14 protein-coding genes are annotated in these 13846 nt (G+C 69.1%); 12 read left to right on the top strand and 2 right to left on the bottom strand.

What is annotated here, in order from left to right; all coding sequences use genetic code 11:
- Window positions 1–23 precede the first annotated feature (23 nt).
- The 6 genes from DTA22_RS05415 to DTA22_RS05390 all read left to right on the top strand — a co-directional run bounded on the left by DTA22_RS05415 (window position 24) and on the right by DTA22_RS05390 (window position 6817).
- On the top strand, window positions 24–3038 hold the full coding sequence (locus DTA22_RS05415) for an ATP-binding protein (RefSeq protein ID WP_112298687.1): 3015 nt from the start codon (window positions 24–26) through the stop codon (window positions 3036–3038).
- Window positions 3039–3086: 48 nt separating this feature from the next.
- Entirely contained in the window at window positions 3087–4520 is a 1434-nt protein-coding gene (locus tag DTA22_RS05410; RefSeq protein WP_112298686.1) for an FAD-binding oxidoreductase, read from the top strand.
- A 9-nt stretch (window positions 4521–4529) separates the two neighbouring features.
- On the top strand, window positions 4530–4961 hold the full coding sequence (locus DTA22_RS05405) for a YkvA family protein (RefSeq protein WP_112298685.1): 432 nt from the start codon (window positions 4530–4532) through the stop codon (window positions 4959–4961).
- 69 nt (window positions 4962–5030) lie between these two features.
- Complete coding sequence (locus DTA22_RS05400) at window positions 5031–5510, top strand: DUF1990 family protein (RefSeq protein ID WP_037240059.1); 480 nt, start codon at window positions 5031–5033, stop codon at window positions 5508–5510.
- A 113-nt stretch (window positions 5511–5623) separates the two neighbouring features.
- The gene (locus tag DTA22_RS05395; RefSeq protein ID WP_037240057.1) at window positions 5624–6367 is read left to right on the top strand and encodes a GntR family transcriptional regulator; all 744 of its coding nucleotides are present in this window, start codon (window positions 5624–5626) and stop codon (window positions 6365–6367) included.
- 42 nt (window positions 6368–6409) lie between these two features.
- On the top strand, window positions 6410–6817 hold the full coding sequence (locus DTA22_RS05390; protein ID WP_112298684.1) for a DUF3224 domain-containing protein: 408 nt from the start codon (window positions 6410–6412) through the stop codon (window positions 6815–6817).
- Between the two features lie 166 nt (window positions 6818–6983).
- Here the strand turns inward: DTA22_RS05390 and DTA22_RS05385 are convergent, their stop codons facing one another.
- Window positions 6984–7448 (bottom strand): PTS sugar transporter subunit IIA, encoded by a 465-nt coding sequence (locus tag DTA22_RS05385; RefSeq protein WP_037240055.1) that lies wholly within the window; start codon window positions 7446–7448, stop codon window positions 6984–6986.
- The gene (locus DTA22_RS05380) at window positions 7445–7675 is read right to left on the bottom strand and encodes a glucose PTS transporter subunit EIIB (protein ID WP_005563039.1); all 231 of its coding nucleotides are present in this window, start codon (window positions 7673–7675) and stop codon (window positions 7445–7447) included. The genes DTA22_RS05385 and DTA22_RS05380 overlap by 4 nt, the downstream gene beginning before the upstream one ends.
- A 247-nt stretch (window positions 7676–7922) precedes the next feature.
- Here DTA22_RS05380 and DTA22_RS05375 point away from each other — a divergent pair, with 247 nt between their 5' ends.
- Genes DTA22_RS05375 through DTA22_RS05350 form a run of 6 tightly spaced genes read left to right on the top strand, consistent with a single transcriptional unit; the run spans window position 7923 to window position 13777 of the window.
- The gene (locus DTA22_RS05375) at window positions 7923–9164 is read left to right on the top strand and encodes a PTS transporter subunit EIIC (RefSeq protein WP_052033584.1); all 1242 of its coding nucleotides are present in this window, start codon (window positions 7923–7925) and stop codon (window positions 9162–9164) included.
- Entirely contained in the window at window positions 9161–9436 is a 276-nt protein-coding gene (locus DTA22_RS05370; RefSeq protein WP_005563035.1) for an HPr family phosphocarrier protein, read from the top strand. Before DTA22_RS05375 ends, DTA22_RS05370 begins: the two co-directional genes overlap by 4 nt.
- Entirely contained in the window at window positions 9436–11115 is a 1680-nt protein-coding gene (ptsP, locus tag DTA22_RS05365; RefSeq protein ID WP_112298683.1) for a phosphoenolpyruvate--protein phosphotransferase, read from the top strand. The genes DTA22_RS05370 and ptsP overlap by 1 nt, the downstream gene beginning before the upstream one ends.
- Complete coding sequence (locus DTA22_RS05360; RefSeq protein ID WP_112298682.1) at window positions 11112–12296, top strand: N-acetylglucosamine-6-phosphate deacetylase; 1185 nt, start codon at window positions 11112–11114, stop codon at window positions 12294–12296. Before ptsP ends, DTA22_RS05360 begins: the two co-directional genes overlap by 4 nt.
- The gene (gene nagB / locus DTA22_RS05355; protein ID WP_037240039.1) at window positions 12284–13063 is read left to right on the top strand and encodes a glucosamine-6-phosphate deaminase; all 780 of its coding nucleotides are present in this window, start codon (window positions 12284–12286) and stop codon (window positions 13061–13063) included. The genes DTA22_RS05360 and nagB overlap by 13 nt, the downstream gene beginning before the upstream one ends.
- Window positions 13064–13777, top strand: coding sequence for a copper homeostasis protein CutC (locus DTA22_RS05350; RefSeq protein ID WP_112298681.1), 714 nt, complete (start codon window positions 13064–13066; stop codon window positions 13775–13777).
- Window positions 13778–13846: the final 69 nt, after the last annotated feature.

The following is a 13846-nucleotide window of genomic DNA, read 5'->3' as shown; positions in this document are numbered from 1 at the left end:
CCGCGACCGGGAGCTGGTCAGTCATGTTGACGGTCTACCTGCTCGGCGAACAGCGTGTATCGAACCCGGAGGATGCCCGGGTCGGCCCCATCTCGTCACGGGCGATCGCGCTGCTGGCCTATCTGGTGCTGCACGCCGGTCTCGCCCAGTCGAGGAACCGTCTCGCCGGGCTGTTCTGGCCGGAGTCGAGCGAGCAGCAGGCCCGCACCAACCTCCGGCGGGAACTGCACAACCTTCGCGGTCTCCTCGGATCGGACGGTGCGCTCGCGGCGGATGGGCCGACGCTCACCTGGACGGACTCGCCGTCGTGCCGGGTGGACGTCGACACTTTCCGCAACGAGCGGTCGTCCGCCGTCGCCGCCCTCGCCGATTCCGACGCGCGGGCATTTCTCGATCACGCGGACCGCGCGATCGACACCTATCGCGGCGAGCTCATGCCCGGCACGTACGAAGACTGGGTCCTCGAGCACCGCGAGGTGCTGCGCAGGCAGTGCGTCGAACTCTGTGAGGCGACGGTGCGGGTGTTGCGGGAGTCGGGTGACGTGGAGACGGCCACGGCGTGCGCACGCCGGCGTATCCAGCTCGACCCACTGGAGGAGGTCGGGTACCGGACGCTCATGGAACTGCAGGCCGCGTCGGGCGACCGGGCGGCGGCGATGACCACCTACCACCGGTGCGCGGCCGTTCTGGAAACCGAACTCGCGGTCGCACCGAGCGCGGCGACCAGCAGACTGTTCGACAACCTGCTGGGGGAGCACCCGAGGGCCGGTGCCGCCGCATCTCGCAGGCCCGAACGCGTCCGGGCCGCGGTGCCCGCTCTGATCGGACGGGAGCGTGAACGCGGGGAGCTACAACGGCGCTGGCGGCAGTCACTCGACGGCAGGCAGGGACTGCTGCTCGTCTCGGGGGACGCGGGTGTCGGCAAGACCCGGTTGACCACCGAACTCGCGGAGATCGCCCGCGCCGACGGGGCGGTGGTGGCGACGACGCGGTGTTTCGGACTGCCGGGCCGCGTCGCGCTGGCGCCCGTCGCCGAGTGGCTGCGCAGCCCGGGATTTCGGTCCGCGATCGGGTCTCTGAACCCGATGTGGCGGGCCGAGGTCGAACGGCTGGTCCCGAGCGCCGAGGCCGGGCCGCGACCGTCGACGTCCCGGGCGATGGTGGACGCATGGCAGCGTCACCGGTTCTTCGAGGGCACGACGCGGGCGGTGCTGTCGTCCGGCCGGCCGGTCCTGCTCGTCCTCGACGATCTGCAGTGGTGCGACGCGGAGACGGCGGCCTGGCTGGCGTTCCTGCTCTCACTCGACACCCACATGTGCGTCCTGGTGGCGGCGACCGCCCGCACGGACGAGGCGCGGTCCCGCCACGATGTGCGGGAAGCGCTGCGAGCCCTCCGGTCGGCACGGCTGGTCACGGACGTCGAGGTGGACCCGTTGACCTCGGAGGGGACCGCGGAACTGGCGCGGTCCCTCGGCGGCCGGGCGCTGGACCCCGCGGAGGAGGCGGTCCTGTACGCCGCGACCGGCGGCTACCCGCTGTACGTCGTCGAGGCCGCCAGGATGGTGCCCGGCACGGATGCTACCGGGGGCGCCGACGACCTGGGGGAGGTGCTGCAGCGGCGGCTCGAACAGTGCTCGGAACCCGCGCGGGACGTCGCCGGCCTTGCCGCTGCGCTCGGCACGGATTTCGATCTGGACCTGCTCAGCGAGGCGAGCGACCTGGACACGGATTCTCTCGTCCAGGCGGTGGACGAACTGTGGCGGCGGAGGATCGTCCGGCCGGCGGGCACCGGCTACGACTTCGTGCACGACCTGGTCCGGGAGGCCGCGTACCGCTCGGTCAGCCCGCCGCGCCGCTGGCTCCTGCATCGGCGCCTCGCGCAGGGACTCGAACTTCTCCACGCGGGCAGCACCGACGACGTGGCAGCGCAGCTCGCCGAGCAGTACCGGCGCGGCGGCCGCCCCGACCGCGCCCTCCACTACCTGCAGCGCGCCGCCGAGATGGCAGCCAGCATGTTCGCGAACGCGGAGGCTCTGCGGCACTTCCGGGACTGCCTCGACCTTCTCGAGGCGATGCCGGTGGGCCGCAACCGGGACGCTCACGAGGTGGACGTGCGGCAGGGCATGTCGGCGCCGCTGACCACCCTGTACGGGTACTCCTCCGCCGAGCTCGAGCAGACGCTGGACCGCACCGTGGAGCTGGGGCAGCGTCTCCGGCGGCCGAAAATCGTGCTCGGCGCCCTGATCGGATTGTTCGCGGCACATTTCGTGCAGGGGCACACCGCGCAGGCCCACGGCATCGGCGCGCGTGCCCTCGAACTGTCCGCGGCCGATCCCGAATTCGAGGGTCAGGCGCAGTTCTCCGTGGCGGGGGCTGCCCTGGCTCTCGGCCGGCCGAGGGATGCGATCGAACATTTCGACGTCGCGCTGAGATCGTTCTCCGACGACTATTCCTTCATCCTCGGAACCAGGCTCGAAGTGCATGCCCACGCCTGGGAGTCGCACGCGTACTGGATGATCGGTGACGAGCAGAAGGCGGCGCGGTCGTGCGCGGATGCCCTCGCATTGGGCAGGACCTGCGGCCACCCCTACAGTCTCGCGGTGGCGTTGGGATACGCGTCGGTGCTGAATCAGATGCGAGGCGACGACACCGCGCTCCTCGCCTCACTCACCGAGTTGCGGGAGCTGTGCGAGCGCTACCACTTCGCCTACTACAGCCAGTGGTCGCAGATCCTCGAAGGCAGGCTCGTCGGCGGCGAACCCGGTATCGCGAAGATCCGCCAGGGGCTCGCCGAGTTGCGGCGGCAGCGGGCGTTCGCGCGCATGGCCTACTGGCTCTCGCTGCTGGCGGAGGTCCAGATCGACGTCGGTCACACCTGCGCGGCCCGCGCCACGCTCGATGCCGCCCTGATCGCCGCCGAGCAGTACGACGACCGCTGGTGGTTGCCGCAGGTGCTGCGCCTGCGTGCGGGCGCCGGGCCGTTCGCGGGCGGGACGTCGCCGCGAACGGTGCGCGAACGCCGGATTCCTACGGTGTGAATTACCAGGTAAGGCCCGTCCGGGGCCCGCCGATCCGAGGAGAAGGTCATGAGCACCACCACCACGAATTCGACACCGTCGACGACGACGCCGCCCCCCTATGCGGAACTGGCCGCATCGTTGCGCGGAGAGTTGATCACCCCCGACGACGACGGCTACGACGACGCGCGTGCGGTGTACAACGCGATGATCGACCGTCGACCCGCGGCCATCGCACGGTGCGCCAACGCCGCCGATGTCGTCGCGTGCGTGCGGTTCGCGCGGGAGCATCACGTCGAACTCGCGGTTCGCGGCGGGGGACACAACGCGGGAGGTCTCGGCGTGTGGGACGACGCCCTCGTGATCGATCTGTCGGGGATGCGCGCAACCACGGTGTCGCCGGCCGACCGGACCGTCCGGGTGGACGGCGGGTGCACCTGGAGCGACGTCGACCATGCCACCGTGCCGTTCGGCATGGCCACCCCGTCCGGGTTCATCGCCTCCACCGGTGTCGGCGGGCTGACGCTCGGCGGCGGAATCGGCTACCTGACGCGCCGTTTCGGTCTCACCGTGGACAACCTGCTCAGCGCCGATGTCGTCCTCGCCGATGGCACTCTGGTGACGGCGAGCGAACGGTCCCACCCGGACCTGTTCTGGGCGCTGAAGGGAGGCGGCGGAAACTTTGGTGTGGTCACGTCGTTCCAGTTCGCGTGTCACGACATCGGCGACCACGGCACCGTCGTCGGCGGGCCGGTGCTGTACGACCTGGAAGACACCCCCGACGTGATGCGGTGGTATCGCGAACTCCTGCCGTCGCTGCCCGAGGAACTCAACGGCTGGATCGGCCTGCTGACCATTCCGCCGGCGCCCCCGTTCCCCGAGGAACTGTGGGGACGCAAGGCGTGCGGCATCGTCTGGTGCTACACCGGCGACCCGGACAAGGCCGACGCGGTACTCGAACCGATCCGCGACTTCGGAAACCCGCTGCTGGTCGGACTCCACGAAATGCCCTTCACCGCATTGCAATCCGCCTTCGACGGACTGTACCCGGCGGGGTTGCAGTGGTACTGGCGCGCGGACTTCGTCCGGGAGATCTCCGACGACGCCATCGACATCCATCTGGAGTTCGGCCGTCAGCTGCCCACCGGTCATTCGACCATGCACATGTATCCCATCGACGGCGCGGCGACGCGGGTCGCCGAGGATGCCACCGCGTTCGCGTACCGGGACGGCGGCTGGGCCGGGGTGATCGTCGGTGTCGACCCGGATCCGGCCAACGCCGAGGTCATCACGGACTGGGCCAAGCGGTACTGGGAGGCCCTCCACCCGACGACGGCGGGCGGGGCGTACGTCAATTTCATGATGTCCGAGGGCGAGGACCGCGTGCGTGCTTCCTACCTCGGCAACTACGACCGGCTCGCACAGGTGAAGGCGAAGTACGATCCGGACAACCTCTTCCACGTGAACCAGAACATCCGTCCTGCGGTCCGGTCGGAGCAATAGGCGCAGCGTATGGATCCGGGGCAGGTGTGGGCGGCGGCATGGCCAATCCTGATCGGCGCGGCAGTGGGCCTGCTGGTCGCCTGGGTGGTGTTGGCGCTGGTGCTGTGGCGATCGAGACCCGACAGCACCCGTATCGGGGAGGCGATCCGGCTGCTGCCGGATCTGCTCCGTCTCCTGCGCCGGCTCGCAGCCGATCCGGACCTGCCCCGCGGTGTGCGCGTCCGGCTCGTCCTGCTGCTGGTCTACCTCGCGGTTCCGATCGATCTGATACCCGATTTCGTCCCCGTCATCGGATACGCCGACGACGTGATCATCATCGGTCTCACGCTTCGTTCGGTGGTTCGCCGCGCGGGCCCGCAGGTCGTGGCCCGGCACTGGCCGGGCACCCCGGAAGGCCTCGAGGCCGTGCGCCGGGTAACGTGCCTTTCCACCTGCTCGTGACGTCCGGACCGAGAGGATCCCGCCATCAGTAGCTCCCGAGACGATCTGCCCGCGTTCACGTACCCGGAGGTGGGTGCGAGCCGCGACGTTCCCTTCCCCGCGGGATATCACCATCTGACCGAGCAGAAGGTGATCGGTTACGGGGCAGACGCATTCGACGCGGCCGCCACCCACCTCTGTGCCTGGGGTATGCACCGCGGCGCCGGGCTGGACGTGCGGGCCGACGCTCCGACGGCCGCACCCGGCACGTCGGTGGAACTGCGATGGGGCATCGGTCCGCTTCGGCTGACGTTCTCCTGCCGGGTCGTCTACGTGGTCGACGAACCGCATCGCAGGGGATTCGCCTACGGGACGCTGCCGGGTCACCCCGAGAGCGGAGAGGAGAGCTTCGTCGTCGAACAGCGGCCGGACGGCACCGTGCTCGCGACCATCTCGGCGTTCTCGAAACCGGGTCGGTGGTTCACCCGGCTCGGCGGACCCGCGGGCCGGGTCGTGCAGCGGGTGATGACGCGCAAGTATCTGGAGGTGTTGGCCGAGGCCGCACGGTAGGCCGGAGCGTCCGGATCACGTATTCTCGTGGTTGGACCGGACCGGACGGGACCTTTGCAGTCCCACTGTCTGATCCGATGTGTCCGACCCCTGACAGAGCTGGAGCCGCCGGAATGATGCCCGTACATCTACGCGACAGCGTGATTCCGAAGCACGAGCAACTCCGTGCCATCCTGCTGCACAAGTGCACCAAGGAACTTCAGCCCGGCGACCTGATGACGAGTGAACGAAAACTGATGCAGGACTACGGCGTCAGTCGGATCACGGTGCGGGAGGCGATCGGGCAGCTCGTCAACGAGGGCCACCTGGTGCGGGTGCGTGGCAAGGGCACGTTCGTGGCGCATCGTCCGGTGCAGTCGAAACTCCACCTGGCCTCGTTCACGGAGGAGATGCGGGCGCAGGGGCACAAGCCGACGACGGTGGTGCTCGAGAGCGAGGAGGACGCGGCGCCGGAGGCCACCGCGAAGGCGCTGCGCATCGCGCCGGACACCAGCGCCTATCACGTCAAACGGCTGCGGCTGGCGGACGGCGAACCGGTCAGCGTGGACGACGGGTGGTTCAACGCCTCGCTGCTTCCCGGCCTGCTGGACCTCGACCTCACGGGCTCGATCTACCGGGCCACCGCCGACAAGTACGGCATGCCGATCGACCGGGCGGAGCAGACCGTGAGCGCCGACGGGGCGAGCCAGGAGATCGCGACCCTGCTCGGCATCAAGAAGGGCGCCCCGGTGATGTACTTCGACCGGGTGTCCTTCAGCGGCCCCACACCGGTCGAGCACACCCGCAGCTGGTATCGGTCCGATCGCTATCAACTGCAGATGGAAGTTCAGGGGGAGCGGGCTCAGCGCAGCGTCTGAGCCAGGCTTACAGTTGTCGGTCCGGTCTGGCATTCTCTGCTCATGGCTGACACCACAACGCAACGAACAGTCAAGGCCGAGTTCGACATCGACAGCTGGGATGAGATTCCCTACGACGAGCCGGCCGAAGGCCCGAAATTGACCAGGGTCGTGATCCGCAAGACCTACCGAGGCGCTCTGGCGGGAACCGGGGTCGCGGAGGTTCTGACCGCGCAGGGTCCCGAAGGTGCCGGTTACGTGGCTTCGGAACGCATCCAAGCGACACTGGACGGCCGGCACGGAACGTTCGTCATTCAACATGGCGGTCTGGCCGACGGCCCGGACCAGACTACGTTCGGCACCGTGATCCCGCATTCGGGTACTGCGGAACTGACCGGACTGTCCGGTCACGCCACCGAGGCCAGCCGAGGCGTCCTGACTCTCATCTACAGCATCGAGAACCCGTCCTGAAGCCTTCACGGTCGCGGCCACTCGGGATCCGTGGCCGACATGAATCAGCCGCACGCTGAGTTGATTTCGTGGCGAGTTGCGCCGGCGCCCGGACGATGATGCGGACCGGCGTACCCTCGCCGACCCGCACCACGTCGATGTGTCCGAACGCAGGTTCCCTCTGTCCCTACGGCGCCGTCCAGTCGAACAGGGCGTCGCCCGTGCTCACGTCGGATCCCACGGTGTCGGTGGACACCGAATCCGGCGTGGAATCCATGACGACGATCGGGCAGATGGCGGAGTATCCGGTGCCGTCGATCTCGGTCGGATCGAACCGCACCACGGGATCACCCGCGTCGACCTCGTCACCTTCCGCCGCCAGCAGGGTGAACCCCTCGCCCTTCAGCTTCACGGTGTCGATTCCCAGGTGCACCAGCACACCGCCGCCCGCCGAGCCCAGGATGACGAACGCGTGCGGGTGCAGTTTGAGGATCTTGCCCGAGATCGGTGCGAGCACGTCGAGGGCGCCACGGTCGCGCGCTGGTTCGATCGCGACTCCGGAACCCACCATCTGTCCGGCGAACACGGGGTCGGGCACGTCGGCGAGGGCGAGCACTCGGCCGGGCAGCGGAGCCTGCACGGACAGGCTCACAGGATGTCCTCGATGTCCTCGGCCAGCGTGTCCGCCTCGGGGCCGACGATGACCTGGACGACGCTGCCCGCCTTCAGCACGCCGTGGGCGCCTGCGGCCTTGAGCGCGGCCTCGTCGACCTTGGCGCCGTCCTTGACCTCGGTGCGCAGGCGGGTGATGCAGGCCTCGATCTCGACGATGTTGTCGGCACCGCCGAGGCCGCTGATGATTGCGTCCGCTTTGGACATCGGTTCTCCCTCGTAGTTCGCGTTCGAGCTGCAGGTGATGGTGCTGGATGGGTTAGCTGGATCACATTTGCCTGTTGACATCCTGTGCTCACCTGGTCAAACTAGCAACTGGTTATGACCGGACAGTACCCGTTGGGGGTGCTGGTCCACAATAGTTTTCCCGAAGCCGTACGACGCGCTCGCCGCCGCCGGTTTCGGGACTCACCAGACGCCGATTCGGCGACCGAAGCGCACAGAGAAGGCCGATATGACTGTCGTAGACAGCCCGAAAAAGGAATCAGCGGTGTTTGCCGGGTTACAGCGCCTCGGGCGCAGCCTGATGCTGCCGATCGCGGTACTTCCCGCGGCCGGCATCTTGCTGCGGCTCGGCCAGGACGACCTCCTCGGCCGATTCGACTCGATGCACACCGCCGCGTCCGTCATCTCCGCAGCCGGCCAGGCAGTGTTCACCTGGCTGCCCCTCATCTTCGCGGTGGGCATCGCCATCGGATGGGCCAAGAAGGCCGACGGGTCCACCGCCCTGGCCGCAGTGGTCGGATACATGGTCATCAACGGCGTGTTCGAGGCCATGTCGCCGGTCGTCCTCGAAGGCAAGACCGATCCGAACGGCGACCAGGCGCTGATCAACTACGGTGTGCTCGCGGGCATCGTGATGGGCCTGCTGTCCGCCATTCTGTGGCAGCGGTTCTACCGCACCAAACTGCCCGACTACCTCGGATTCTTCAACGGGCGCAGGCTCGTTCCCATCCTCACCGCCCTCACCGGTCTCGTCGTCGGCGTCCTCATGGCGTTCCTGTACCCGGCGTTCAACTCCGCACTGACGTGGGTAGGCGAGACCGTCGCCGAGAACTCCGTCGTCGGTGGCGGCGTCTACGGCATGGCCAACCGCCTGCTCATCCCGACCGGACTGCATCACATCCTGAACTCCACCGTGTGGTTCCTCGTCGGCGACTACCAGAACGCGAGCGGCGAACTCGTCCGCGGCGACCTCAACCGGTTCTTTGCCGGCGACCCCAGTGCAGGCATCTTCATGACCGGCTTCTTCCCGATCATGATGTTCGCCCTTCCCGCTGCCGCACTGGCGATCTGGCGCAACGCGCGGCCGTCGCAGAAGAAGGTCGTGGGTGGCATCATGCTCTCCACCGCGCTGACGGCGTTCCTCACCGGGATCACCGAGCCCCTCGAATTCGCGTTCATGTTCGTCGCCTGGCCGCTGTACCTGATCCACGCCTTCCTCACCGGCACCTCGATGGCGCTCGTCAACGCGCTCGGCATCCACGACGGATTCACGTTCTCCGCAGGCTTCTTCGACTACGTGCTCAACTTCGGCAAGGCCACCAACGCGTGGATGCTGATCCCCATCGGGCTCGGGTACGCGGTGATCTATTACGTCCTGTTCAGCTTCGTCATCAAGAAATGGAATCTGCGCACTCCCGGTCGGGAGGACGACGCGGAAACGAGCGCCGACACGGAAAAGGCAGGTCAGTGAGCATGGCTACACGAACGGTCCTCATCGGTTCGAAGGTCGGACTGCACGCCCGTCCCGCTGCGAAGTTCACCCAGGCCGCCGCGGCGGTACCGGTCGCAGTGCAGATCGCGGTCGGCGAGTCCGCGCCGGTGGACGCAGGCAGCATGCTCGCGGTGATGACTCTCGGCGCCGAGTTCGGCACCGAGGTGACGATCACCGCGGAAGGGGAGGGCAGCGAGGAGGCCCTCGACCGCCTCGCAGACCTGCTCGCCTCCGACCTCGACGCCGCCTGATGTCGACGGCTACCGAAGTTCTCGTGCACGGCCTCGGGGTGAGTCCGGGGCTGGTCTGCGCACCCTGGCTCGCGTTCGGGACACCGGTCGCGACGTCGGCCGAAGACCCTGTCGGCGAATCGGTCACGGCCGAACTCGCCCGTGTGCGGGACGCCCTCGCGACCGTGTCCGGCGATCTCGAAGCCCGCGCCGCGCAGGTGGACGGCGTCGCGTCCGAGATCCTGCTCGTGTCGGCTTCCATGGCCCGCGACCCGGGAATCGTGTCCGCCGCCGAGGAGAACCTCCGCGCCGGCATGCCGACGGCACACGCCGTCAGCGTCGCGTTCGCCGGCTACTGCGTCAAGCTCGAGGCCCTCGGTGGGTATCTGGCCGAGCGTGTCGCGGACCTGCGTGACCTCGGGAACCGTGCGGTCGCGGTACTGCTGGGGGTGCCGATGCCCGGCATCCCCGATCCCGGGCACCCGTTCGTTCTCGTCGCTCGGGATCTCTCGCCCGCGGACACCGCGATGCTCGGCGGCAGCGACGTGGTCGGGCTGCTCACCGCAGAGGGCGGACCGACTTCTCACACTGCGATCCTGGCGAAATCGCTCGGCCTGCCCGCGATCGTGAACTGCGCCGAACTCGACCGGTTGGTCGAGGGAAGGCCTGTGGTGCTCGACGGGACGACCGGCGAGATCGTCGTCGACCCCAGCGACCTCCGGCAGGCCGAGGTGGCGGAACAGATCACGGAGGCGCGAGCGCGGGTGGAGGGTTCGCGGGGACCGGGGCGCACCCGGGACTGGGCACCCGTCGGGTTGCTCGTCAACATCGGGACGGTCGACGACGCCGCGCGTGCCGCTGCCGCGGATTCGGAGGGTGTCGGGCTGTTCCGGACCGAATTCCTGTACCTCGGTAGGCAGATCGCGCCCGCCCTCGACGAGCAGATCGCCACCTACACCTCGGTGCTCGAGCAGTTCGCGGGACGCAAGGTGGTGGTCCGGACACTCGACAGCGGTTCCGACAAACCACTGCCGTTCCTGGACCTCGGCGCGGAGGAGAACCCGGCTCTCGGCGTGCGGGGGCTGCGGGTCGGCGCCGTCTACCCGGACGTCCTGGCCACCCAGTTGGAGGCGCTCGGCGCTGCCGCGGCCGCTACCGGCGCGGACCTGTGGGTGATGGCGCCGATGGTCGCGACGGCCGAGGAGGCGGAGGGGTTCGCCGCGCTCGCCCGCGCGCGGGGTATCGCCAAGGTCGGGGCGATGATCGAGATCCCCTCGGCGGCGCTGCGTGCCCGCGACCTGCTCGAACACCTCGATTTCGTCAGTATCGGGACCAACGACCTGAGCCAGTACACGTGCGCCGTGGACCGGATGGCAGGCAGCCTCGCCCCACTGCTCGACCCGTGGCAGCCCGCCGTCCTGGACCTGATCGGCCTGGTCGGCGCGGCAGGGACAGAGGCAGGCGCACCCGTCGGTGTCTGCGGGGAAGCCGCGTCCGATCCCGCGCTGGCGCCGGTGCTGGTCGGGTTGGGCGTCACCAGCCTGTCCATGGTGGCCCCGTCGCTGGGCGCTGTGCGTGCCCGTCTGGCCGCCACCGACCTCGGCCTGTGCCGGGAGATGGCCGCCGCCGCACGCGGCGCACGGTCCCCGCAGGCCGGACGATCGGCTGTGGCAGCTCTCGCGCCCGGAGCGCTTCGATGATCCTGCGTGGCAAGGTCGTCGTGGAGGACGGCGTGATCGCCGACGGTGTGGTGGTCACCGACGACGACCGCATCTCCTGGGTCGGCTCCGCGGTGCAGTACCGCGGACAGGTGCCGCTGCCGGAACCGAGTTCGTCGATACTGTTGCCGGGCCTGATCGACCTGCACTGCCACGGCGGCGCCGGCGCGGGGTTCCCCAATACCGACGCCGACGGCGCCAGACGGGCCGCGGATCATCACCGCGAGCACGGCACCACCGGACTGCTCGGCAGCCTGGTCTCGGCGGGGGAGCAGGACCTGCTCCGGCAGGCCGGGGTTCTCGCCGATCTGGTGGAACGCGGTGAGCTCCTCGGGATCCACCTGGAGGGCCCGTTCATTTCCGGTGCCCGGTGCGGTGCGCAGGATCCCGCGTCCGTGATCCCCGGCGATCCCGGCCTGTTCGAGCGGATCTGCGACGCGGCGCGCGGCACCGTCCGGTCGATGACGCTGGCGCCGGAGACCGCGCACTTCGGCGAACTTCTCGCCGCGATGCGCCGGCGTGACGTGCTACCGAGCCTCGGCCATACCGACACCGACGCGGCGACCACGTCCGCGAGAATCGCCGACGCCTCCGGCGGCCCACTGACCGCCACCCACCTGTTCAACGCGATGCCGCCACTGCATCACCGCGCGCCGGGGCCGGTGGCCGCATTCCTGGCCGCGGCCGGTCGAGGAGACATCGTCGTCGAATTGATCGCGGACGGAGTGCATCTCGCGCCCGAGACCGTGTCGATGGTGTTCGACACCGTCGGACCCGACCAGATCGTCCTCGTCAGTGACGCCATGGCCGCCGCCGGCGTCACGGACGGCGACTACCAGCTCGGGCCCCTGGACGTGCGCGTCTCGCGCGGTGTGGCCCGGCTCGCGACCACCGACGGGTCCGAGGGGGCCATCGCGGGCGGCACCGCACGACTGCTGGACGTGGTCCGCACCGCCGTCGTCGACAGCGGCGTCGGACTCGTCGACGCCGTCGCTTCCGCCACCAGGACTCCCGCCCGGCTGGTCGGCCTGGAGTCCGAACGCGGCAGCCTCGCCCCGGGCCGCCGCGCCGATATCGTCGTGACCGATCACCAACTGCGCCCTCGCGGCGTGTTCGTCGGCGGAATACCCGCCGAAACGGAAGGACTCGCATGGAAATCGTAATCCGGCAGACGCCGTCGGAGGTCGGCTCGACCGTCGCGGACATCGTCGAGGGGTACGTGCGCCGCGGTCCGACGACGCTGGGCCTCGCGACCGGCTCGTCCCCGCTCGGGAGCTACCGGGAACTCGCCCGCAGGCACCGTGAGTCCGGACTGGACTTCTCGAAAGCTCGGGCATTTCTGCTGGACGAGTACGTCGGACTTCCGAAAAGCCATGACCAGTCGTACTTCTCGGTGATCCGCTCGGAGTTCGTCGACCACGTGAACCTCGACCCGGATCGTGTGCTCAGCCCGAACGGCGAATCGCCCGACGTCGCCGAGGAAGGTGCGCGGTACGACGCGGCCATCGCCGAGGCGGGTGGCGTCGACGTGCAGCTTCTCGGCATCGGGACCGACGGCCACATCGGATTCAACGAGCCGGGCTCCGCGCTGACCTCCCGCACCCGCGTCAAGACCCTCACCGAGCAGACCCGCCTCGACAACGCGCGGTTCTTCGACAGCGTCGACGACGTCCCGCACCACGTCCTCACCCAGGGGCTGGGCACCATCAGCGAAGCCCGGCACCTGGTGATGATCGCGTTCGGCAAGGGCAAGGCCGAGGCGATCGCCGCCGCCGCGGAGGGACCGCTCGCCGCGTTCTGCCCGGCGTCGGTGATGCAGCTGCACCGGCACGTGACCGTCGTGATCGACGAAGCCGCGGCGAGCAAGTTGCAGCTCGCCGACTACTACCGGTATGCGCTGGAACACAAGCCTTCCTGGCAGTCGTTCTAGATGACACCCGTACTCGAACTAGCGGTCCAGGACGTCGCGGGTGCCCGGATCGCGCGGCGTGCCGGCGCGGTGCGCGTCGAATTGTGCACCGCGCTCGGCGCGACCGGCGGGTTGACGCCGAGCCTCGGCATGATCGAAGCGGTCGCGGCCCAGGGGATCGCGGTGCACCCGCTGATCCGTTGCCGACCCGGAGGATTCGTCTACGACGCCGACGAGATCGCGGTCATGGCCCGCGACGTCCGGGCTGCGGTGAGCGCCGGAGCGGCCGGGGTCGTGCTCGGTGCACTCACGCCCGACATGTCCGTCGACCGGGACGCTCTGGCTCGCCTACTCGACGGCATCGACCCGTACGCGGTCGAGGTGACGTTCCATCGTGCGATGGACGTCGTCGCCGACAGAGCGACCGCCATCGACACGCTCGCGCGATCGGGGATCATCCGGGTCCTCACCTCGGGAGGAGCGCCGCGGTGCATCGACGGCCTCGACGCCCTGTCCGGCATGGTCGCCCACGCGCACGGGCGGATCCAAGTGATGGCAGGTGGCGGGATCCGCGTCGAGGACATCGCCGCGGTCGCGGGCACCGGTGTCGACGCCGTGCACCTCTCCGCTCGCCGCACCGTCACCGACAGCGGTGGTCCCGGCGGTGGGTCCGGCGGCTACGACGCCGTCGATGAATCCCTCGCCCGGGCCGCGGCGGCGGCGCTGGGGGTCTGATTTCATCGGCTATTGCCGGTGGTGCAGATCGGCTGCTAGAGTCGAACATGCATTCGAACTGCCTTGGGG

The sequence above is a fragment of the Rhodococcus wratislaviensis genome (assembly GCF_900455735.1).
Classification (GTDB): domain Bacteria; phylum Actinomycetota; class Actinomycetes; order Mycobacteriales; family Mycobacteriaceae; genus Rhodococcus_F; species Rhodococcus_F wratislaviensis.
The sequence above is the reverse complement of the archived record's forward strand: the minus strand, read 5'-3'. Positions and strand labels throughout refer to the sequence as shown.